This window comes from Pseudomonas sp. D1-1 (genome assembly GCF_051132225.1).
Classification (GTDB): domain Bacteria; phylum Pseudomonadota; class Gammaproteobacteria; order Pseudomonadales; family Pseudomonadaceae; genus Aquipseudomonas.
The window spans coordinates 4,976,671-4,999,853 of sequence record NZ_CP071676.1; the positions used below are offsets into that span (position 1 = coordinate 4,976,671).

17 protein-coding genes are annotated in these 23,183 nt (G+C 61.0%); 15 read left to right on the plus strand and 2 right to left on the minus strand.

Annotated features, from left to right (window positions below; all coding sequences use genetic code 11):
- Nucleotides 1-75 precede the first annotated feature (75 nt).
- From J3P86_RS22440 to J3P86_RS22500, 13 genes are all read left to right on the plus strand, one after another.
- Nucleotides 76-252 (plus strand): hypothetical protein, encoded by a 177-nt coding sequence (locus tag J3P86_RS22440; protein ID WP_003176118.1) that lies wholly within the window; start codon nt 76-78, stop codon nt 250-252.
- Nucleotides 236-3,190, plus strand: a complete 2,955-nt coding sequence (locus J3P86_RS22445) for a sensor histidine kinase (RefSeq protein ID WP_434628244.1) — start codon at nt 236-238, stop codon at nt 3,188-3,190. The genes J3P86_RS22440 and J3P86_RS22445 overlap by 17 nt, the downstream gene beginning before the upstream one ends.
- Nucleotides 3,191-3,212: 22 nt before the next feature.
- A complete protein-coding gene (locus J3P86_RS22450) occupies nt 3,213-4,649 on the plus strand; it encodes a sigma-54-dependent transcriptional regulator (protein WP_434628241.1) in 1,437 nt (478 codons plus the stop codon).
- A gap of 714 nt (nt 4,650-5,363) precedes the next feature.
- A complete protein-coding gene (locus J3P86_RS22455; protein ID WP_434601856.1) occupies nt 5,364-6,761 on the plus strand; it encodes a polynucleotide adenylyltransferase PcnB in 1,398 nt (465 codons plus the stop codon).
- Between the two features lie 3 nt (nt 6,762-6,764).
- Nucleotides 6,765-7,250, plus strand: a complete 486-nt coding sequence (gene folK, locus J3P86_RS22460) for a 2-amino-4-hydroxy-6-hydroxymethyldihydropteridine diphosphokinase (RefSeq protein ID WP_434628238.1) — start codon at nt 6,765-6,767, stop codon at nt 7,248-7,250.
- Nucleotides 7,251-7,577: 327 nt separating this feature from the next.
- Nucleotides 7,578-8,378, plus strand: coding sequence for a 3-methyl-2-oxobutanoate hydroxymethyltransferase (panB, locus tag J3P86_RS22465; protein WP_434628235.1), 801 nt, complete (start codon nt 7,578-7,580; stop codon nt 8,376-8,378).
- Nucleotides 8,375-9,235, plus strand: a complete 861-nt coding sequence (gene panC, locus J3P86_RS22470) for a pantoate--beta-alanine ligase (RefSeq protein ID WP_434698894.1) — start codon at nt 8,375-8,377, stop codon at nt 9,233-9,235. The genes panB and panC overlap by 4 nt, the downstream gene beginning before the upstream one ends.
- Before the next feature lie 214 nt (nt 9,236-9,449).
- Nucleotides 9,450-9,830, plus strand: a complete 381-nt coding sequence (gene panD, locus J3P86_RS22475) for an aspartate 1-decarboxylase (RefSeq protein WP_003228271.1) — start codon at nt 9,450-9,452, stop codon at nt 9,828-9,830.
- A 343-nt stretch (nt 9,831-10,173) separates the two neighbouring features.
- Nucleotides 10,174-11,838: a glucose-6-phosphate isomerase gene (pgi, locus tag J3P86_RS22480; protein ID WP_305498770.1), complete on the plus strand. Its 1,665-nt coding sequence runs from the start codon at nt 10,174-10,176 to the stop codon at nt 11,836-11,838.
- A 205-nt stretch (nt 11,839-12,043) separates the two neighbouring features.
- Nucleotides 12,044-13,981 (plus strand): acetate--CoA ligase, encoded by a 1,938-nt coding sequence (gene acs, locus J3P86_RS22485; RefSeq protein WP_434698895.1) that lies wholly within the window; start codon nt 12,044-12,046, stop codon nt 13,979-13,981.
- Nucleotides 13,982-14,231: 250 nt separating this feature from the next.
- A complete protein-coding gene (locus J3P86_RS22490; protein ID WP_434698897.1) occupies nt 14,232-15,248 on the plus strand; it encodes a class I SAM-dependent rRNA methyltransferase in 1,017 nt (338 codons plus the stop codon).
- A 116-nt stretch (nt 15,249-15,364) separates the two neighbouring features.
- Nucleotides 15,365-18,298 (plus strand): DUF748 domain-containing protein, encoded by a 2,934-nt coding sequence (locus tag J3P86_RS22495; RefSeq protein ID WP_434698899.1) that lies wholly within the window; start codon nt 15,365-15,367, stop codon nt 18,296-18,298.
- 2 nt (nt 18,299-18,300) lie between these two features.
- Complete coding sequence (locus J3P86_RS22500) at nt 18,301-18,597, plus strand: DUF2845 domain-containing protein (RefSeq protein WP_434631157.1); 297 nt, start codon at nt 18,301-18,303, stop codon at nt 18,595-18,597.
- A 318-nt stretch (nt 18,598-18,915) separates the two neighbouring features.
- Here J3P86_RS22500 and J3P86_RS22505 read toward each other — a convergent pair whose 3' ends face one another.
- Together J3P86_RS22505 and J3P86_RS22510 are read right to left on the minus strand one after the other, a co-directional pair.
- Nucleotides 18,916-19,269 carry a BON domain-containing protein gene (locus tag J3P86_RS22505; RefSeq protein WP_434628219.1) on the minus strand — a complete coding sequence of 118 codons (354 nt, stop codon included), beginning with the start codon at nt 19,267-19,269 and terminating at the stop codon, nt 18,916-18,918.
- Between the two features lie 344 nt (nt 19,270-19,613).
- On the minus strand, nt 19,614-20,036 hold the full coding sequence (locus J3P86_RS22510; protein ID WP_434628216.1) for a pilin: 423 nt from the start codon (nt 20,034-20,036) through the stop codon (nt 19,614-19,616).
- A 226-nt stretch (nt 20,037-20,262) separates the two neighbouring features.
- Here J3P86_RS22510 and pilB point away from each other — a divergent pair, with 226 nt between their 5' ends.
- Both pilB and J3P86_RS22520 read left to right on the plus strand, forming a co-directional pair.
- Entirely contained in the window at nt 20,263-21,963 is a 1,701-nt protein-coding gene (gene pilB, locus J3P86_RS22515) for a type IV-A pilus assembly ATPase PilB (RefSeq protein WP_434628213.1), read from the plus strand.
- A gap of 2 nt (nt 21,964-21,965) precedes the next feature.
- Nucleotides 21,966-23,183 carry a type II secretion system F family protein gene (locus J3P86_RS22520; protein WP_434655612.1) on the plus strand — a complete coding sequence of 406 codons (1,218 nt, stop codon included), beginning with the start codon at nt 21,966-21,968 and terminating at the stop codon, nt 23,181-23,183.

Genomic DNA, 23,183 nt, shown 5'->3' on the forward strand with positions numbered 1-23,183 from the left:
CCCTTGCAGCCTGCCGCCTATCCGTTACCATCGCCGCACGTTTTCGGGCACGCGCATAAACAAAGAGAGGCCGGGATGTACATCTATCGCTTGGTCCTGCTTTTGGTAGTCGGGATCTACCTGTTCTCCCCGGCCATCATGGATTGGTGGATCGATGCCACGGGTGCCTGGTATCGGCCGTATCTGCTCTGGCTGATCCTGATCGTCGTGACCTTCATCCTGCAGAGCCAAAAAGATGCCGATGAGCTTTAGCCTGACCCAGATGATCCTGATCAGCGCCGCCTACCTGGCGGTGCTGTTCGGCGTGGCCTGGATCAGCGAACGAGGCATGATCCCCCGGGCGATCATCCGCCACCCGCTGACCTACACCTTGTCGCTGGGGGTCTACGCCAGCGCATGGGCGTTTTATGGCACGGTCGGGCTGGCCTATCAGTATGGCTATGGTTTCCTGTCCAGCTACCTCGGGGTGTCCGGGGCCTTCCTGCTGGCGCCGGTGTTGCTCTATCCAATCCTGAAGATCACCCGTACCTACCAACTGTCATCGCTGGCCGACCTGTTCGCCTTCCGCTTTCGCAGCACCTGGGCCGGCGCGCTGACCACGATCTTCATGCTGGTCGGCGTGTTACCGCTGCTCGCTCTGCAAATCCAGGCCGTGGCCGATTCCATCAGCATCCTGACCCGCGAACCGGTGCAACATCGAGTAGCGCTGAGCTTCTGCGCGCTGATCATTCTGTTCACGATTTTTTTCGGCTCCCGGCACATCGCCACCCGGGAAAAACACGAAGGCCTGGTTTTCGCCATTGCCTTTGAATCGGTGATCAAGCTGATCGCCATCGGTGGCGTCGGCCTCTACGCGCTGTACGGCGTGTTCGATGGCCCGCAACAGCTCGAGCTTTGGCTGTTGCAGAACCAGACCGCCCTCGCCGCCCTGCATACGCCTTTGCAGGAAGGCCCGTGGCGCACGCTGTTGCTGGTGTTCTTCGCCTCGGCAATCGTGATGCCGCACATGTACCACATGACCTTCACCGAAAACCTCAACCCGCGCTCACTGGTCAGCGCGAGCTGGGGCCTGCCACTGTTCCTGCTGTTGATGAGCCTGGCGGTGCCACTGATTCTGTGGGCAGGCCTGAAACTCGGCGCCAGCACCAATCCGGAATACTTCACCCTCGGCATCGGCATTGCCGCCAACAGCAAGGCCCTGGCATTGCTGGCCTATATCGGCGGGCTGTCGGCGGCCAGCGGCCTGATCATCGTCACCACTTTGGCGTTGTCGGGCATGGCCCTCAATCATCTGGTGCTGCCGCTCTACCAGCCGCCGGCGGAAGGAAACATCTACCGCTGGTTGAAATGGACCCGCCGCGCGCTGATCGTTGCGATCATCATGGCCGGTTATGGTTTCTACCTGATGCTGGGCGACGGGCAGGACCTGGCCAACCTGGGCATCGTCGCGTTCGTCGCCACCCTGCAGTTCCTGCCCGGCGTGCTGTCGGTCCTGTATTGGCCAACCGCCAACCGCCGCGGCTTTATCGCCGGCCTGATGGCGGGGATCCTGGTCTGGCTGGTCGCCATGCTGTTGCCGCTACTGGGCAACCTGCAGGGGTTCTACATCCCGCTGCTGAACATGATCTACGTGCTCGACGACACCAGCTGGCACATGGCAGCCATCGCCTCGCTGGCGGCGAACGTGCTGATGTTCACCCTGATCTCGCTGTTCACCAACGCCAGCAGTGAAGAAGCCAGCGCCGCCGAAGCCTGCGCTGTGGATAACGTGCGTCGCCCGCAACGCCGTGAACTGCACGCCGCCTCGCCCCAGGAATTCGCCACGCAACTGGCCAAGCCGCTGGGAGCCAAGGCCGCACAAAAGGAAGTCGAACAGGCCCTGCGCGATCTTTACCTGCCGTTCGATGAGCGTCGCCCGTACGCGTTGCGTCGCTTGCGCGACCGGATCGAAGCCAACCTGTCCGGCCTGATGGGCCCCAGCGTGGCCCAGGACATGGTCGAAACCTTCCTGCCTTATAAGGCGGGCGGCGAAAACTACGTGACCGAAGACATCCACTTCATTGAAAGCCGCCTCGAGGACTACCATTCGCGCCTCACTGGCCTCGCCGCCGAGCTGGATGCCTTGCGCCGCTACCACCGCCAGACCCTGCAGGAACTGCCGATGGGCGTCTGTTCGCTGGCCAAGGACCAGGAAATCCTCATGTGGAACAAGGCCATGGAAGAGCTGACCGGCATAGCCGCCCAGCGCGTGGTCGGCTCGCGCCTGAGTACCCTGGGCGAGCCGTGGAAAGGTTTGCTGCAAGGCTTCATCGACCTGCCGGACGAACACCTGCACAAACAGCACTTGGCTCTCGACGGCCAGACCCGGTGGCTGAACCTGCACAAGGCGGCGATCGACGAGCCGTTGGCGCCGGGCAACAGCGGCCTGGTGCTGCTGGTGGAAGACCTGACCGACACCCAGATGCTCGAAGACAAGCTGGTCCATTCCGAGCGCCTGGCCAGCATCGGTCGACTGGCCGCCGGCGTGGCCCACGAAATTGGCAACCCGATCACCGGCATTGCCTGCCTGGCGCAGAACCTGCGCGAAGAACGCGAGGACGACGGTGAACTGACGGAAATCAGCGGGCAGATTCTCGAACAGACCAAGCGCGTGTCGCGCATTGTCCAGTCCCTGATGAGTTTCGCCCACGCCGGCGGCCACCAGCACAACGACGAGCCGGTGTGCCTGGCCGAAGTCGCCCAGGACGCCATTGGCCTGCTGGCACTCAACCGGCGCAATTTCGAAGTGCAGTTCTTCAACCTGTGCGACCCCGATCATTGGGTCGATGGCGATCCTCAGCGGCTCGCCCAGGTGCTGATCAACCTGCTTTCCAACGCGCGCGACGCCTCCCCGGCCGGCAGCGCGGTACGGGTCAAGAGCGAAGCCTTTGAACACACGGTCGACCTGATCGTCGAAGACGAAGGCAGCGGTATTCCACAGAACATCATGGATCGATTGTTCGAACCTTTCTTTACCACCAAGGACCCTGGCGAAGGCACCGGTCTGGGCCTCGCACTGGTCTATTCCATCGTTGAAGAGCATTATGGACAAATCACCATCGACAGCCCGGCCGATGTTCAGAGCCAACGCGGCACCCGTATCCGGGTGACCTTGCCGCGTCATGTCGAAGCGACGTCCGCTGTGAACTGAGACCGTCGAGAGAATCGAATCAATGCCGCACATTTTGATCGTCGAAGACGAAACAATTATCCGCTCCGCCTTGCGCCGCCTGCTGGAACGCAACCAGTACCAGGTCAGCGAAGCCGGTTCCGTGCAGGAAGCACAAGAGCGTTTCAGCATTCCAACGTTTGACCTGATCGTCAGTGACCTGCGCTTGCCTGGTGCCCCGGGGACCGAGTTGATCAAACTCGGCCAGGGCACGCCTGTGCTGATCATGACCAGTTATGCCAGCCTGCGCTCGGCGGTCGACTCCATGAAAATGGGTGCGGTCGACTACATTGCCAAGCCGTTCGACCACGACGAAATGCTTCAGGCCGTCGCTCGAATCCTGCGTGACCGACAAACGGCGAGCAGCCAGCCTTCGGAACCGACGAACGGCAAGGCCGCGGCTCCAGGCAAGGCGGGCGCCAGCAACAGCAACGGCGAAATCGGCATCATCGGCTCCTGCCCACCCATGCAGGACCTCTACAGCAAGATCCGCAAAGTGGCGCCGACCGATTCCAACGTCCTGATCCAGGGCGAGTCCGGCACCGGCAAGGAGCTGGTGGCCAGGGCGCTGCATAACCTGTCGCGCCGAGCCAAGGCGCCAATGATTTCGGTGAACTGTGCGGCCATCCCGGAAAGCCTGATCGAGTCCGAGCTGTTCGGCCATGAGAAAGGCGCCTTCACCGGTGCCAGCGCAGGGCGTGCCGGCCTGGTCGAGGCGGCGGACGGAGGCACGCTGTTTCTTGACGAAATCGGCGAACTGCCCCTGGAAGCCCAGGCGCGGCTGTTGCGCGTTCTCCAGGAAGGCGAGATTCGTCGAGTCGGTTCGGTCCAGTCGCAAAAGGTCGATGTGCGCCTGATCGCCGCGACGCACCGCGACCTCAAGAGCCTGGCGAAAATCGGTCAGTTCCGTGAAGACCTGTATTACCGGCTGCACGTGATTGCCCTGAAGCTGCCGCCACTGCGCGAGCGCGGCGCGGACGTCAACGAGATTGCCAATGCCTTCCTCGCCCGCCAGAGCGCGCGGGTCAACCGCACCGACCTGAAGTTTGCCCCCGACGCCGAACAAGCCATTCGTCATTACGCCTGGCCGGGTAACGTCCGTGAGCTGGAAAACGCCGTGGAGCGCGCGGTGATCCTGTGCGAGAGCCCGGAAATTTCCGCCGACCTGCTGGGGATCGACATCGAATTGAGTGACCTGGACGATGAAGAATTCATCGGCCTGGCCCCTCAACAGGGCGGCGGCGCCAACAACACCAGCCACGAGCCCACCGAAGACCTGTCGCTGGAGGACTACTTCCAGCACTTCGTCCTGGAGCACCAGGACCACATGACCGAGACGGAACTGGCGCGCAAGCTGGGCGTGAGCCGCAAGTGCCTGTGGGAGCGCCGCCAGCGCCTGGGTATCCCACGACGCAAGACGGGCGTTGCCAGCGAGAGCTGAAACACGCAGGTAACACTGCAGGATGTGAAAAAACTGTTACCTCAGCTTTTTCACGTAACAGATGCCGGGGTTTACGGTAACGAAACCCCGGCTTTTTTTCGCCTCGAAAAAACCGCTATAACCATAGAACCCCCGGTTTCGCTGGGCCTGCCAAAAGTTGGCACGCACCCTGCTATAGCTTTGGTACAAGAACAATAACAAGCAATGCACAAGACAATAAAAATAAGACGAATCGACTCACGCACAATAAAAACAAGACGGCGAGAGGCGCAGCTAACTGATTCTTTTGGAGAGGCGTTGTATTTGGGGCTTGCCCCACAACCAGGCCGAGAACAATAAAACTGTCTCAAGACAGGTGCCTGAACTGGTTGGATCGATTGATCACTGCAACACAGCGACCAAAGCAATCCGTTTGCTCTTGGCTCCCGATTGGGAGGGTCACGAAAGGAAACCTCGTGGCGCGGGCACTCAACAAAAACAAAAAGCCCGAAACCAATAATAAAAACAGAGCACGCAACTAATTCTGGGGGAGCTTCGGCTCCCCTTGTGGTTTCTGTCATTCCGCCTTCCCCGCAGCCTACAAGCTCGTCGCCTAAAGCTTGCAGCTCAAAACTCCTGTGTCCTACACCATCCCTCGACTAAATGCTAGAATCCCCGCCCATCATGCGGTCATTCCTCGTTTTTGGCCGAATATTCCTTCAAACAGTGCATCCCATGCTGAAGAAGCTGTTCCAGTCATTCCGTTCTCCCTTGCGTCGTACGCAACACATCCGCAGCACGCCTGAAGTGCTCAACAGCGGCCAGCATTCGTTGCAAAAGGCCCAATTCAGCCGTTACGCGGTGAACATCGTCGAACGCCTGCAGAACGCCGGCTACCAGGCTTACCTGGTCGGTGGTTGCGTGCGCGACATGCTGCTCAATATCACGCCCAAGGATTTCGACGTCGCCACCAGTGCCACGCCTGAGCAGATACGAGCCGAGTTCCGCAATGCGCGGATCATCGGGCGGCGCTTCAAGCTGGTGCACATCCACTTCGGCCGCGAAATCATCGAGGTCGCGACGTTCCGCGCCAACCACCCGCAAAACGACGAAGAAGAAGACAGCAACCAGTCTTCGCGCAACGAGAGCGGGCGCATCCTGCGCGATAACGTCTACGGCACATTGGAAGAAGACGCGCAGCGCCGCGACTTCACCATCAACGCGCTGTATTACGACCCGGTCAGCGAACGCATCCTCGATTACGCCAACGGCGTTCACGACATCCGCAACCGACTTATCCGCCTGATTGGCGATCCCAGGCAGCGTTACCAGGAAGACCCGGTGCGGATGCTGCGGGCCGTGCGTTTCGCCGCCAAGCTGGATTTTGGCATTGAAAAGCACAGCGCCCTGCCGATTCGCGAACTGGCGCCGATGCTGAGGGAAATCCCGTCGGCGCGGCTGTTCGAAGAAGTGCTCAAGTTGTTCCTGTCGGGTCACGCCGCAGACACCTTCGAAATGCTCGTCGACCTTCAGCTGTTCGACCCGCTGTTCCCCGCCAGTGCCGAGGCGCTGGAATACAACCCGACCTACACCCACACCTTGATCAGCGAAGCGTTGATCAACACTGACCTGCGCATCAAGCAGAACAAACCGGTGACCCCGGCGTTCCTGTTCGCCGCCTTGCTCTGGCCCGCCCTGCCCGCCCGGGTCCTGCGTTTGCAGGAACGCGGCATGCCGCCGATTCCGGCGATGCAGGAAGCCGCCCATGAGCTGATCGCAGAGCAATGCCAGCGCATCGCCATTCCAAAACGCTTCACGATGCCGATCCGCGAGATCTGGGATATGCAAGAACGCCTGCCGCGGCGCAGCGGCAAACGCGCCGATCTGCTGCTGGACAACCCGCGTTTCCGCGCCGGTTACGACTTCCTGCTGCTGCGCGAAAGCGCCGGCGAACAGACCGATGGCCTGGGCGAATGGTGGACCGATTACCAGGACGCCAACGACAGCGAGCGCCGCGACATGATTCGCGAACTGAGCGGCAAGGATGACGGCGCCAGCGGCCCGCGCAAACGTCGCCGCAGCAGTGGCGCCAAGCGCAAACGTGCCGGTGCGCCAAGCGCCTCGGGCGAGTGATCGATGGAACGCATCTACATCGGCATGGGCAGCAACCTGGCCGAGCCCGCCGAACAATTGCGCAGCGCCGTCGAGGCGCTGGCGCGACTGCCCGAGACGCGATTGGCGGGCGTTTCAGCGTTCTATCAAAGCGACTCCCTGCTCCCCGGCCAGCCGCGCTATACCAATGCCGTTGCGGCGCTGGACAGCAATCTCGCGCCGCTGGACTTGCTCGATGCACTACAGGCCATCGAAACCGGCCAGGGTCGCGAGCGCCTCGAGCGCTGGGGCCCGCGCACCCTGGACCTGGATATTCTGTTGTTCGGTGATCACCTGATCGACGAGCCGCGCCTCAAAGTCCCTCATTACCATATGCACGCCCGAGCCTTTGTCCTGTATCCGCTGGCCGAGCTCGCGCCCGCCGACCTGCGCCTGGCCGATGGGCGCTTGCTCAAGGACCTCCTCGCGGCGTGCCCCTTCGTCGGCCTGGAACGCTTGCTCCCGAGCTGACACAAATCCCCTGTGGGAGCGAGCCTGCTCGCGAAAGCTTTGCGTCAGCCTCATTTGCCGGACTGGTAAACCGCCTTCGCGAGCAGGCTCGCTCCCACAAAAAACCCGCGACCAGGCAGTCAGTTTTTAAACACGCCTCCACGCTGAAACGCATCAGTAACCTCGGTAACACCCACCGGTAACACATCCAATTGACTTCCCGGTTGCTCCTCACGACTATAGGCGTCCCGTCGCCGCCAACGCGGCGCTAATGGGCGTAATCCAGGCCTTACAAGCACCACGCATAGAAGGTGCGCCTGTATTCGAGCGCCTAAAGAGGACTTTTTCATGCCAGCTATTACCCTGACCACGCTGCAAGGTCTCAAGCAGAAAGGTGAAAAAATCACCATGCTGACCTGCTATGACGCAACCTTCGCCCATGCCTGCAACGAGGCCGGTGTCGAAGTGCTGCTGGTGGGCGATTCCCTCGGCATGGTGCTGCAAGGGCACGACAGCACGCTGCCGGTGACCACCGCCGAAATGGCCTACCATGTAGCCGCCGTCAAACGCGGTAACACCGACGCGCTGATCCTCGCCGACCTGCCGTTCATGGCCTACGCCACCCTCGAACAAACCATGACCAACAGCGCCATGCTCATGCAGGCCGGTGCCCACATGGTCAAGGTCGAAGGCGCGTTGTGGCTGGCCGACTCGATCCGCCTGCTGGCCGAGCGCGGTATCCCGGTGTGCGCACACCTGGGCCTGACGCCCCAGGCGGTGAATATCCTCGGTGGCTACAAGGTCCAGGGCCGCAACGAAAACCAGGCGCGGCAGATGCGTGCCGATGCGATTGCGCTGGAACAGGCCGGTGCCGCCATGTTGCTGCTCGAATGCGTACCCAGCGAGCTGGCGCAGGAAATCACTCAAGCGGTAAAAATCCCGGTGATCGGCATCGGCGCCGGTAACGCCACCGACGGCCAGGTACTGGTGCTCCACGACATGCTTGGGCTGTCGATTACCGGCCGCGTACCCAAGTTCGTGAAGAATTTCATGGCCGGGCAAACCACTATCCAGGCAGCCTTGTCCGCCTATGTCACTGAAGTGAAGGCGACGACCTTCCCTGGCGCCGAGCACGGATTTTCCGCATGAACACCGTCAAGACCGTACGCGAACTCCGCGCCGCCGTGGCCCGCGCCCGGGGCGAAGGCAAACGCGTCGCCTTTGTCCCGACCATGGGCAACCTGCACAGCGGGCACATGGCGCTGGTGACCAAGGCGGCGCAGCGGGCCGATTTTGTCGTGGCGAGTATTTTCGTCAATCCGCTGCAATTCGGCGCTGGCGAAGACCTCGACAAATATCCGCGCACCCTCGCGGCCGACCAGGAGAAACTGCTCCAGGCCGGCTGCCATCTGCTGTTCGCGCCCAGCGTGGAGGAGATGTATCCCGATGGCATGGCCGGGCAGACCCGCGTCAGCGTCCCGCAGTTGTCCGAAGGCCTGTGTGGCGCCAGCCGTCCGGGGCATTTCGAAGGCGTGGCGACGGTGGTCAGCAAGCTCTTCAACATGGTCCAGCCGGATCTGGCGGTGTTCGGCCAGAAGGATTTCCAACAACTGGCGGTGATCCGCGCGCTGGTGCATGACCTGAACATGCCGATCCAGATCATCGGCGAGCCGACCGTGCGCGCCGATGACGGCCTGGCGCTGTCTTCGCGCAACGGTTTTCTCAGCCCCGAGCAACGCGCCGTGGCGCCCGTGGTCTACCGTGCCCTGAGCCAGATCGCCGAAGCGATCAGGCAGGGGCGACGGGACTTCCCGGCGCTGATTGGCGAACAGCTCAAACAGCTCGAATCCGCCGGCCTGCGTCCCGATTACCTGGAAATCCGTGACGCCAGGACCTTGCGCCCAGCTGTGAGCGAGGATCGCGACCTGGTGATTCTGGTTGCCGCCTTCCTGGGCACCACGCGCCTGATCGACAACCTGCATCTGGAACTCGACACGCCCGCCTGAACACCTCAGCGCTCCTGTGGGAGCGGGCTTGCTCGCGAAAACGGCAGGTCAGTTGGCGCAAGCGTCGACTGATACATCGCCTTCGCGAGCAGGCTCGCTCCCACAGGAGTATGGGGTGCCTGACAGACTGTATTTGCAGATCCCACGCGTATTGCCGCCCCCCAAGCCTTCGGGCAAACTGCCCGCCGTTTGGACCCGACCAGAGGAAACACTCATGCACGCCATCATGCTCAAGGCCAAGCTGCACCGCGCCGAAGTCACTCACGCCGTGCTCGACTACGAAGGCTCCTGCGCCATTGACGGTGAGTGGCTGGACCTGTCGGGCATCCGCGAATACGAACAGATCCAGATCTACAACGTCGACAACGGCGAGCGCTTCACCACCTACGCCATCCGTGGCGAAGAAGGCTCGCGGATGATCTCGGTCAACGGCGCTGCGGCGCACAAGGCCAAGGTCGGAGACCGCGTCATCATCTGCGCCTATGCCCATTACAGCGAAGCCGAACTGCTCAACTTCAAGCCGCGCATGCTCTACATGGCGCCGGGCAACGAACTGAGCCACACCAGCAACGCCATTCCGGTCCAGGTGGCCTGACCGAATCCAACGGCTCCCACGCCCCTCTTCTGTGGGAGCGAGCCTGCTCGCGAAGGCGGTGTGTCAGTCACTCTCAATGTATCGGCCAGAGCGCTTTCGCGAGCAGGCTCGCTCCCACAGGTGGAATCTGCGTTCCGCCTGTCGGACCCGATCACCCGTTGTTGTATAAAAAAGTACCGGGAAACTGTCAGACAAAGTCAAGACAGATCGCAACGCGAGGTTTACTGTAGTCGCCCTGTGTCCGGCGATCGTGTCGACGCAGTTGTCCGGACGCCCTTCTCGGGCCGCGCCGGAATTTTTCAGTGTTAAAAAGGCCGTTCAAAGTAAAAGGAAACCCGCAGCGATGGCGTATTACCGAACTCCTCATGACGTGACCGCTCTGCCCGCCTGGCAAGCGCTGAATGACCACCGCAAAGCCATGCAGGATTTCAGCATGCGCGAAGCGTTCAATGCCGATCCGCAGCGTTTCAATCAATTCACCCTGTCGAGCTGCGGCCTGTTTCTCGACTATTCGAAGAACCTGATCAACGCCCAGACCCGCGACCTGTTGGTAAACCTGGCCAACGAAGTCGACCTCAAGGGCGCGATCGAGGCGCTGTTTGAAGGCGAAATCGTCAACGCCTCGGAGAACCGCCCGGCCCTGCACACCGCGCTGCGTCGCCCGGTCGGCGACAAATTGCTGGTCAATGGCGTCAACGTGATGCCCGATGTGCACAAAGTGCTGAACCAGATTACCGATCTGGTCGGTCGCATTCACGATGGTCTGTGGCGCGGCTACACCGAAAAACCGATCACCGACGTGGTGAACATCGGCATCGGTGGCTCCTTCCTCGGCCCGCAGCTGGTGTCCGAAGCGCTGTTGTCCTACACGCATAAAGGCGTGCGCTGTCACTACCTGGCGAACATCGACGGCAGTGAGTTCCACGAGCTGGCCCAGAAGCTGCGCGCCGAGACCACGTTGTTCATTGTCTCGTCGAAATCCTTCAATACCCTCGAAACCTTGAAGAATGCCGAGGCCGCTCGTGCCTGGTACCTGGCCCAGGGTGGCTCGGAAGCGGAGCTCTATCGCCACTTCATCGCGGTATCGAGCAACAACGCCGCCGCGGTGGCCTTCGGCATCCGTGAAGAAAACATCTTCCCGATGTGGGACTGGGTCGGCGGCCGTTACTCGCTGTGGTCGGCCATCGGTCTGCCAATCGCCCTGGCCATCGGCATGTCGAACTTCAAGGAGCTGCTGTCCGGCGCCTACTCCATGGACCAGCATTTCCAGAGCGCGCCGTTCGACCAGAACATGCCGGTGCTGCTGGCGCTGCTTGGCGTGTGGTACGGCAATTTCTGGGGCGCGCAAAGCCACGCGATCCTGCCGTACGACCACTATCTGCGCAACATCACCAAGCATCTCCAGCAACTGGACATGGAATCCAACGGCAAGAGCGTCCGCCAGGATGGCACGCCGGTGTCCACCGATACGGGGCCAGTGATCTGGGGTGGCGTCGGCGCCAACGGTCAGCACGCCTACCATCAATTGCTGCATCAGGGCACCCAACTGATCCCGGCCGATTTCATCGTGCCGATCGTCAGCTTCAACCCGGTTGCCGACCATCATCAGTGGCTGTACGCCAACTGCCTGTCCCAGAGCCAGGCGCTGATGCTCGGCAAGACTCGCAGCGAGGCCGAGGCCGAGTTGCGCGATAAAGGCGCCAGTGAAGAAGAAGTGCAGAAGCTCGCCCCCCACAAGGTGATCCCGGGCAACCGCCCGAGCAACACCCTGGTGGTCGAACGCATCAGCCCGCGCCGCCTCGGTGCACTGGTTGCGCTGTATGAGCACAAGGTATTCGTGCAAAGCGTGGTCTGGGGCATCAATGCCTTCGACCAATGGGGCGTGGAACTTGGCAAGGAACTGGGCAAAGGCGTCTACAACCGCCTGGTGGGCAGCGAAGAAAGCCCGGCCGAAGATGCTTCGACCCAAGGCCTGATCAGCTACTTCCGCGGACGTCATCGCGGCTGATCGTCCCCCGCTCCTACAGCTCACCGCTGATCCCTGTGGGAGCGAGCTTGCTCGCGATAGCGGTCTAACAGACAACTCCTTTGTTGGATGTTAAATCGTTATCGCGAGCAAGCTCGCTCCCACATTGGCTCCATGTACGACTTGAACTCGATTTTTACTCGGCGCATCTTTATGTCTTGTCGCAAAACAAGAATAAGGAACCGTCATGTTCGATATCAGCCAGTACCCCCACGCCGATGCCGTCCGCCGGGCTGCGCAATTGAGTCAGGAAGAGTACAAGCGGCTCTATAAAGAATCCATTGAACACCCCAGCGCCTTCTGGGCCGAGCAGGCCACGCGTTTTCTTGACTGGATGACGCCCTGGCAGACCGTCCAGCGCTACGACTTGAAGAGCGGCGAAGCGAGCTGGTTCGCCGGTGGCAAGCTGAACGTCAGCGCCAACTGCATCGACCGTCACCTGGACACGCGCGGCGACCAGATCGCGATCATCTGGGAAGGCGACAATCCCGCCGAATCGGCACAGATCACCTACAAGAAACTTCACCATCATGTGTGCCGCCTGGCCAACGTGCTGAAAAGCCGTGGCGTGAAAAAAGGCGATCGGGTCTGCATCTACATGCCGATGATCCCGGAAGCGGCCTACGCCATGCTCGCCTGCACCCGCATCGGCGCGGTGCATTCGGTGGTGTTCGGCGGGTTCTCGCCGGACTCGCTGCGCGACCGGATTCTCGATGCCGATTGCCGCACCGTCATCACCGCCGACGAAGGCGTGCGCGGCGGACGGTTCATACCGCTCAAGCGCAACGTCGACAAGGCGCTGGAAAGCTGCCCGGACGTCAGCACCGTGCTGGTGGTGGAGCGCACCCAGGGCGAGGTGGAGTGGGTCGAAGGGCGCGACGTCTGGTACCACCAGGCCATGCACGACATGAGCGACGACTGCCCCCCCGAACCGATGGACGCCGAGGACCCGCTGTTCATCCTCTACACCTCCGGCAGCACCGGCAAACCCAAGGGCGTGCTGCACACCACCGGCGGCTATCTGTTGCAGGCGGCGATGACCTTCAAGTACGTGCTGGATTACCGCGACAACGAAGTGTTCTGGTGCACCGCCGATGTCGGCTGGGTCACCGGCCATAGCTATATCGTCTACGGGCCACTGGCGAACGGCGCCACCACGCTGATCTTCGAGGGCGTGCCAAGCCATCCGAGCAGTTCGCGGTTCTGGCAGGTAATCGACAAACATCAGGTCAACATCTTCTACACCGCCCCGACCGCCCTGCGCGCGCTGATGCGCGAGGGCGCCGGTCCGTTGCAGGACACTTCGCGCAAGAGCCTGCGCTTGCTCGGAAGTGTCGGTGAGCCGATCAACCCGGAAGCGTGGGAATGGTATTTCAACGTCGTAGGCGAACAACGCTGCCCGATTGTCGATACCTGGTGGCAGACCGAAACCGGCGGCATCATGCTCAGCCCGCTGGTGAGCGCGCCACGGCTCAAGCCGGGCTGCGCCACCCGGCCGATGTTCGGCGTGCAGCCGGTGCTGCTGGATGAAGTCGGCAAGGAGATCAGCGGCGCGGGCAGCGGCGTACTGGCGATAAAATCCAGTTGGCCGGGGCAGATTCGCAGCGTCTACGGCGACCACCAACGAATGGTCGACACCTACTTCAAGCCTTACCCCGGGTACTACTTCACCGGCGACGGCGCCCGTCGCGACGAAGATGGCGACTATTGGATCACCGGGCGTATCGACGATGTGATCAATGTATCGGGCCACCGTATCGGCACCGCGGAGATAGAGAGTGCGCTGGTGTTGCACGACAACATTGCCGAGGCAGCAGTCGTGGGTTATCCCCATGACTTGAAGGGCCAGGGCATATACGCCTTTGTCACGCCGATGAACGGGGTCGAAGCCAACGACGAGTTGAAGAAGGAGCTGCTGGCCCATGTCAGCAAGGAAATCGGCAGTTTTGCCAAGCCGGAACTGATCCAGTGGGCGCCGGCCCTGCCGAAGACCCGCTCGGGGAAGATCATGCGGCGGATCCTGCGCAAGATCGCCTGCAACGAGCTCGACAGCCTGGGCGACACCTCGACCCTGGCTGATCCGAGCGTGGTGGAGGGTTTGATCGACACACGCCTGAACCGCTGAGACAGACGCCCAATATCCTGAAGCACCCATTTCTTGTGGCGAGGGGATTTATCCCCGTTGGGCTGCACAGCAGCCCTGAAACCTGACCATTCGGAGTGTCGGTCAGACCTCGCTCTCTCTATGGGGACTGCTGCGCAGTCCAGCGGGGATAAATCCCCTCGCCACAGATGATCGGTGCCAGTCTGAACAGTGGGTCTCTAGCCTATAACTGCTAAACTCCCGCGCCTCATTTCCTTAAGGCGCGCCCGGCATGTCTTCCTTGAATCTGGCGCTGCGCGCCGCCCTCGACCAGCGTCAGGACCTGCTTGGCCAACTGCATCAGCAGGGCACCGATTGCTATCGCCTGTTCCACGGCAGCCAGGAAGGCGCTCCCGGCCTGACGGTCGACCGCTACGGCCCGCAGCTGCTGGTGCAGAGTTTTCATCAGTCACTGGAGCGCGAGGCCCTGTTGCAACTGCACGGCATCGTCAATCAACACTTGGGCCTGGATACCCTGCTGGTCTACAACGACCGCGCCCGGGGCAACTCGCGCATCGACCGCCAGGACAGCATCTATCAGCCTGACGAGGCTGCCTTGCAAGACCTGGTTGGCCATGAGTGGGGGTTGAACTACCGGGTTCGCGGACGTCACGCCGGGCAGGATCCGTTGCTGTTTCTCGATCTGCGCAACGCCCGGGGCTGGGTCAAGGACCACAGCCGGAACAAAAGCGTGCTGAACCTGTTCGCCTATACCTGCGGCGTCGGCCTGAGCGCCGCGGCGGGCGGAGCGCGCGAGGTGTGCAACCTGGACTTCGCCGAGGGCAACCTGGCGGTGGGCCGCGAGAACGGCCTGCTCAATCCCGACCTGCCGACGATGGAATTCGTCCAGTCGGATTATTTCCCGGCGATTCGCCAACTCGCCGGCCTGCCGATCAGTCAACGCCGCGGACAGAAACTGCCCGCTTACGTGCGCCTGGAGCAACGCCAATATGACGTGGTGCTGCTCGACCCGCCGGCCTGGGCCAAGAGCGCTTTCGGCACAGTCGACCTGCTGCGCGATTACCAAAGCCTGCTTAAGCCGGCACTGCTCACCACCGCCGAAAATGGCGTGCTGATCTGCTGCAACAACCTGGCGAAGGTGTCCATGGACGACTGGCGCGAGCAGGTATTGCGCTGTGCGGAAAAAGCCGGCCGCCCGGTTCGCGAGTGGAGCGTGCTGACACCTGGCAGCGATTTTCCCTCGCAGGATCAACAGCCGCCGCTCAAGACGTTGATCCTCCAGCTCTGAGCCCCCATGAATTCCCACGAATAAAACGGACAATTCTCATAAAACACAGTGGCTTCGGAACCGTAATCACATGCCATACTCCAAGGCACTCCGATTCACACCAGATGAAGCCACACATGCCCAAAGGATTGATTCGCGCTTTCGGCGCCCTGTTGACCGCACTGGCCCTCTACAGTCTGTTGGGTTTTCTGATACTGCCGGGCATTGCCCTGCGGATCGCCAATCAGCAACTGGCCGCCCATGCGACGGTGCCGGCCCAGATCCAGCGCATCGAGCTCAATCCTTTCAGCCTTGAAGTGACCTTGTGGGGACTGGTGGTCGGCGAACCTGGCAAGGAACAGGTCGGTTTCGAACGGCTCTATGCCAACCTGCAACTCGACAGTCTGTGGTCCGGCGCCCTGCACCTGGCCGACGTCGAGCTGGACAAGCCCAGGACCGAGATCGCGTTCGCCAAGGACGGCCAGCTGAATCTGCTGGGCCTGTTCAAGCTGCCGCCCAGCGAACCGACTCCGGCGGATCCCGACGCCAAGCCGTTTCCCTTGCGAATCGAGCGGATCAAACTGGCCAGCGGCTACGTGCACTTCCAGGACCTGCGCCCCAGCGAACCCATCGAGTTCCTGTATGACACCCTCGACTTCGAGCTGAAGAACCTCAGCACCCTGCCCGACGACAGCGCCGACATGACCCTGGTGGCCGTCGGTCCCGAGGGTGGGCAGATCGACTGGACCGGTAACTTCAGCCTCGCGCCGATCGCCTCCGAGGGCACGCTCAAGGTGACCGGGGGCCAGATGAAAGCCTGGTGGCCCTACGTGCGAGACGCAGTGCCGCTCGTTCTGGAAAACGGCGTGCTGAACCTCAGCACCGAGTACAAGCTCAACCTCGCCAAGGGCACGGAGCTGCTGCTCAACAACGCGTCGGTCAGCGTCGCGCCCTTCGCCATCAAGGCGCCCGACGGCCGTCCGCTGGCAAGGCTGGAGCGCCTGGAGGTCAGCGAAACCTCGCTGGACCTGGGCAAGCAGCAGGTCATCGTGGGCAAGATCCGCAGCCACAAACTCGAGACCTGGGCCGCTCGGGAAGCCGACGGGCAGTTGGACTGGCAGAAGCTCTTCGCCAGCCAGGCAGCCAAACCCAAGGTCAAGGCCGAACCGGCCTCGGCCCCGGCAGCCGCCGACTCGCCCAAGCCTGAGCCGACAACACCGAGCAAGCCTTGGCAGGTGATGCTGAAGGACGTGCAACTGCGCGATTACCAGATACACCTGGCCGACCGCCAGGCGCAGCCGGCCGTGGCCCTGGACCTCGGCCCGCTGAATCTCGACCTGCAGAACTACGACACACTCAACGGCTCGCCCTTCAAACTCAAGCTGGACACCGGGCTGGGCAAACAAGGCAAGCTGCTCGCCGATGGCGAGGTCAATCTGAACCCGGTTACCGCGAAGCTCAACGTCAAGACCCAGGACATCGACCTGCGGGTCGCCCAGGCCTACATCAACCCGTTCATCCGCCTGGAGCTACGCTCCGGGATGCTCGGCAGCGATCTGGCGGTAGACCTGAAAAGTACCGAACCGCTGGCGTTCGCCGTGACCGGCCGCGCCCAGGTCGATCAGTTGCATACCCTCGACACACTCAAGACCCGTGACTTCCTCAAATGGCAGCGCCTGGAACTCCAAGGCCTCAATTACCAGCATGGCGACAGCCTGTCGATCGACAAGGTCAACCTGTTCCAGCCCTATGCACGCTTCATGATCAACGACGATCGCACCACTAACGTCGACGACCTGCTGATTCCACAACCTGCCGACGCCCCGGCCAGAAACACCGCGGCCAAACCGGCACCCAAGGAAAAACCGCTGGGGATTCATGTCGGCGGAATCGCCATCAACGACGGTTCGGCCAATTTCGCCGACTTCAGCCTGACGCCGAACTTCGCCACAGCCGTCCAGCAGCTCAACGGCGAGATCGGCACCATCGACAGCCGCCAGGCCAAGCCCGCCACCGTCGATGTGAAAGGCAAGGTCGATCGCTACGCGCCTGTCACGATCAAGGGCGCGGTCAACCCTTTCGACCCGATGGCCAGCCTCGATATCGCCACCAGTTTCAAACGGGTCGAGCTGACCACCCTGACGCCGTACTCCGGCAAGTTCGCCGGCTATCGCATCCGCAAGGGCCGGCTCAATCTCGACCTGCATTACCGGATCACCAAGGGCCAGCTCCAGGCCGACAACAAAGTCGTGGTCGAACAGTTGCAACTAGGGGAAAAGGTCGACAGCCCGGACGCCGTGAGCCTGCCGCTCAAGCTCGCCGTCGCCCTGCTGAAAGATTCCGAGGGCAGGATCTCCATCGAGCTGCCGGTTTCCGGCAACCTCAACGACCCGCAGTTCAGCGTCATGCCGATTGTCTGGCAAACCTTGCGCAACCTGGTGGTCCGCGCGGCACAAGCGCCGTTCAAGCTGATCGGCGGGCTGGTGGCCGGCGGCGGCTCGGAAGACCTGGGCAGCGTGGCGTTCGCACCGGGCTCCAGTGACCTCAGCAAGGAAAACGAAAATGCTCTGCTCAAGTTGTCCGAAGCCCTGGGCAAACGGCCAGAGCTGAAGCTGGAGATCGAAGGCACCGCCGCCGAAAGCAGCGACGGCCCGCTGCTCGCCGCCCAGCGCTTGGAACGCGAATACCAGTACAACTACTACAAGATGCTGCAGCGCAGGGGCGACAAGGTCCCGGCGAAAGCTTCGTTGCTGGAAGTACCGGAAGACGAAAAAGCCCCGCTGCTTGAAGGCATCTATCGCACCCGCCTGAAGACTCAACCACCGGCCGAATGGACGCAACTGGATAAACAGGCCCGCATCGAAAAACTCCGTGAAGGGGTCATCAAGTTCTGGAGCGGCAGTGATCTGCTGTTGCGCGAACTGGGACAGGAACGGGCCAGCAGCATCAAGGACTTCCTGGTGGACAAGGGCAAGCTGGCCGATGACCGCGTGTACTTCATCGACGCCAGCCTCGGTCAGGCCGAAAGCGACGGTAGCGTCATTACTCCTATGCATCTGGATGCCGAATGAAAATGAAGTGTCTGTCTGGAATCGGCCTGGTCCTGCTGCTTGCGAGCGGCCATGCATCAGCCGCCGAGACCCTGCGCTGCGGCAGCCAATTGATCAGCGTCGGTGATCGCTCCAGCGAGGTGCTGCAGAAGTGTGGCGAGCCCACGGCGCGCGATGACCTGGGCTACCAACGCAGCGCCAATCGCCGGAATGAGTACCCGGTGGAGGAATGGACCTACGGGCCCAACAACGGCATGTACCAATACTTGCGCTTCGTGGGGAATCGGCTGGTGGAGATCACCAGCAAGCGTGGGCGGTGATCGTGCCTCTGTGACGGGCATTTCCCATGCATAGCGCCGACGCCTTCGCGAGCAGGCTCGCTCCCACATTTGACTGCATTTCTGCCTGAAGAAACTCGGTCCAGTGTGGGAGCGAGCCTGCTCGCGAAAAGAACAACCCGGTTTCCAGGCCGTACACCAGGTTTTTCCTCCCCAGAATAGAACAGGCCCCCGGCACGAATGCCGGGGGCCTGTAATGGCCACGTCCCTGTGGCCTTTCGCATGAACTCCAAAGCAACGGCATACGTATATCTCAGCCCGCGTGCCGTGCCTTCTCCCGTTCAGGCGAGAAGCCTAGCCTTACTCGGCTTTCAGGCCGTCAGCCGATACGGCTTTGACGCCTTTGATTTTCTTGGTGATTGCCACAGCGGTGTCTTTTTGTGCGTCAGTGACTTTGGTCATAGAAGACAGGGACACAACGCCCTTGTTGGTTTCAACCTTGATGTCGGAGCCTGGAATGCCTTTCTCGGTGACCAGGTCAGCTTTGACCTTGGTGGTGATCCAGGTGTCGGAAACGTCTTCCTTAGCCTCTGTCACTTCGCCAGCAGCCAGCATCATCGGTGCCTGAGTCGCTTGAGTGGTTTCGGCAAATGCGTTAGCCATGGTCAGGGTCAGTGCAGTGGCAGCAGCGGCAGTGATAGCGAACTTCTTCATACGAGTAACTCCTGTTTTTCTCAGAAACTGCCGAAAGTGCATCGCGGCAGGTTGTCAGGAGTAGTGCGAAGGCTGTGCCAGTTTTGAAACAAAAGGAATTTCTCTATAAATCAAATAGTTAAGCGAAGCGGCTGTTTTCAGAATCATGCAAATTGCATGACCGGGGATTTTGGTACATGCAACTTGCGGGTTTAAGCCGTTCGCTAACGTTATGAATTAACAAGATTTTCCGTAGCGAGGGAGCTTGCTCCCGCTGGGCTTCGTAGCAGCCCTTTATGTAAGCCAGACGGCGCAAGCAATCTTGCGCCATGGTGACGGACTTGAGCCTCAGGTGAATGAGGTATTTACGGGGCAGCCGCGACTGTACAACCGCCCGCTGGCAAGAACTCTTCAGCAACATTAGAAGCACAGGTCCAGGCCCCCGTCCCGGCACGACTGAGAGTGATCGTTTTACCAACAATGGAAGAAGGCGCTTCCTTGATGGTGCAAGTGACGGTGGCGGTCCCGGCAGCAGCATCACCTGCGACAGCCATTGTGCAATTATTGCTTGATGCCGGTACGCCCGTGTTGGCAGCGGTTGGCGTTGTACCTTTATTCAGAAGGTCTTCAACCGGCACCTTCAACGAAGAAGCCTCCGCCAGCCCTACCGTCACCTTCGCCCGCGCCTGATACTTTGAATATTGCGGCAACGCAAACGTCGCCAAAATACCAATGATCGCCACCACGATCAGCAGCTCGATCAGCGTAAAACCCTTTTGCTTGTTCACAGACATCTCCCATGCATGAGTCGGAATCTCATGACCTGAAACGGCCGTTGCAGGGCACATGCCAACCCTGGAAAGCCCAGCCACCCAAGGCCTTCCCCGCCGCAAACGACCAACGTCCTACCCCGACAACCGCACTATCTGACGCTTTTTGTCACCTCTGCTCGCTGGTCAGCCGCATATGCTTGACTAGGCTATAAATCATGAACAGTCCGCCACCGGTATTCCCATGAATGACATTGCCCTCAGCGGCCTGGCCAAGCAACTGGTGCTGGCCGAACTGATCACTGAACAAAGCGCACAGCAGGCCTATCAACAGGCGCAGCGCAATCGCACGCCCCTGGTCAGCTATCTGGTGCAGAACAAACTCGTCCAGAGCCGCCAGGTGGCGGAAATCGCCTCGGAGCATTTTGGTATCGCCCTGCTGGACCTCAACAGCCTCGACAAGGACAACCAGCCCGCTGGCCTGGTCAGCGAGAAACTCGTGCGCCAGCATCACGCCCTGCCCCTGTGGCGGCGTGGCAACAAGCTGTACGTGGGCATTTCCGATCCGACCAATCACCAGGCCATCAACGACATACAGTTCAGCACCGGCCTGACCACCGAAGCCATACTGGTGGAGGACGACAAGCTCAGCGATGCCATCGAGAAGTTCTTCGAGTCCAGCAGCACGGGCCTGGAAGGCATGGCCGACGTCGACCTCGACGGCCTCGACATCGAGTCGATCGACGACCGCAAGCAGGATGCCATCGCCGGCCAGGACGGCGACGATGCGCCGGTGGTGCGCTTCGTCAACAAGATGTTGCTGGATGCGATCAAGGGCGGCTCTTCCGACCTGCACTTCGAACCCTATGAAAAGACCTATCGGGTACGCGTGCGCACCGACGGTATGCTGCGGGAAGTCGCAAAGCCGCCCATCCAACTGGCCAACCGCATTGCCGCGCGCCTCAAGGTGATGGCGAGCCTGGACATTTCCGAACGGCGCAAGCCCCAGGACGGACGGCTGAAGATGCGCCTGTCAAAGACCAAGTCCATCGATTTCCGGGTCAACACCCTCCCCACGCTTTGGGGAGAAAAAGTGGTGATCCGGATCCTCGACCCCTCAAGCGCGCAAATGGGCATCGACGCCCTGGGCTACGAACCGGAACAGAAAGACCTGTACATGGCGGCCCTCAAGCAACCCCAGGGGCTGATTCTGGTAACCGGGCCGACCGGCTCGGGCAAGACCGTGTCGCTGTATACCGGCTTGAACATCCTCAACACCGTGGACATCAATATTTCCACCGCCGAGGACCCGGTGGAAATCAACATGGAAGGCATCAACCAGGTCAACGTGAATCCGCGCCAGGGGCTGGATTTCGCCCATGCACTGCGCTCGTTCCTGCGCCAGGACCCGGACGTGATCATGGTCGGCGAGATCCGCGACCTGGAAACCGCCGAGATCGCCATCAAGGCGGCCCAGACCGGGCACCTGGTGCTGTCCACGCTGCACACCAACAGCGCTGCCGAAACCCTGATCCGGCTACAGAACATGGGCATCCCCGGTTTCAACATCGCCACGGCAGTGCACCTGATCATCGCCCAGCGCCTGGCGCGCAAGTTGTGCATGCACTGCCGCAGAGCCATCGAGATTCCCGAGGAAACCCTGCTCAAGGAGGGCTTCCCGCGGGAACGCATCGGCTCATTCACGATCTATGAGCCGGTCGGTTGCGAACAGTGCAACAACGGCTACAAGGGTCGCGTGGGGGTCTACGAAGTGGTCAAGAACACGCCGGAGCTGCAGCGGCTGATCATGGCCGAAGGCAACTCCCTGGAAATCGACCTGCAAATGCGCAAGGACGGCTTCAATGACTTGCGCACCTCGGGGCTGGTCAAGGTGATGCAAGGCGTCACCAGTCTCGAAGAAATCAACCGGGTCACCAAGGATTGAGCATGGCGGTCAAGGCAGCAAAAACCGACGTCTACACGTGGGAAGGCAAGGACCGCAAAGGCACAAAAATGTCCGGCGAACTGACCGGCCAGAGCCCGGCATTGGTCAAGGCACAGCTGCGTAAGCAAGGGATCAATCCGGGCAAGGTACGCAAGAAATCCACCTCGATATTCAGCAAGGGCAAACGCATCAAGCCGCTGGATATCGCGCTCTTCACCCGCCAGATGGCGACGATGCTCAAGGCCGGCGTTCCTCTGCTGCAGGCATTCGACATCATCGGCGAAGGCTTCGACAACCCCAACATGCGCAAGCTGGTGGACGAGGTGAAGCAGGAAGTCGCCGCGGGCAACAGCTTCGCCGCCTCGCTGCGCAAATGCCCGCAGTATTTCGACGAGTTGTACTGCAACCTGGTGGATGCCGGTGAGCAGGCCGGTGCCCTGGACACGCTGCTCGACCGAGTCGCGACCTACAAGGAAAAGAGCGAAGCCCTGAAGGCCAAGATCAAGAAAGCCATGACCTACCCTGCCGCGGTAATCGCCGTCGCGGCGGTGGTCACCAGCATCCTGCTGATCAAGGTCGTGCCGCAGTTCGAGTCGGTATTTTCCGGATTTGGCGCAAAATTGCCGGCCTTCACGCTGATGGTCATCGGCTTGTCGGAGTTCCTGCAAGACTGGTGGTGGGTGCTGCTTGGCGGAGTGGTGGGCGGATTTTTCGGGGTGAAATATGCCCTCAAGCGCTCCCAGGCGTTTCGTGACTGGCGAGACAAGTGGCTGCTCAAGCTGCCCTTGGTCGGGACCTTGATGTACAAGTCCGCCGTGGCGCGTTATGCGCGCACGCTCTCGACCACGTTCGCCGCCGGCGTGCCGCTGGTCGAAGCCCTTGACTCCGTCTCGGGCGCCACCGGTAACGTGGTATTCAAGCGTGCCGTGCAGCGGATCAAGCAGGACGTCTCGACCGGCATGCAGTTGAACTTCTCCATGCGCACCTCAGGCATTTTTCCGAACCTGGCGATCCAGATGACCGCCATTGGCGAAGAGTCCGGTGCGCTGGATGACATGCTCGACAAAGTGGCGAGTTTTTATGAGGCCGAAGTGGATAATCTGGTGGACAACCTCACCAGCCTGATGGAACCCTTCATCATGGTGATCCTGGGGGTGGTCGTCGGCGGCCTGGTGGTTGCCATGTACATGCCCATCTTCCAACTCGGCTCTGCGATCTGA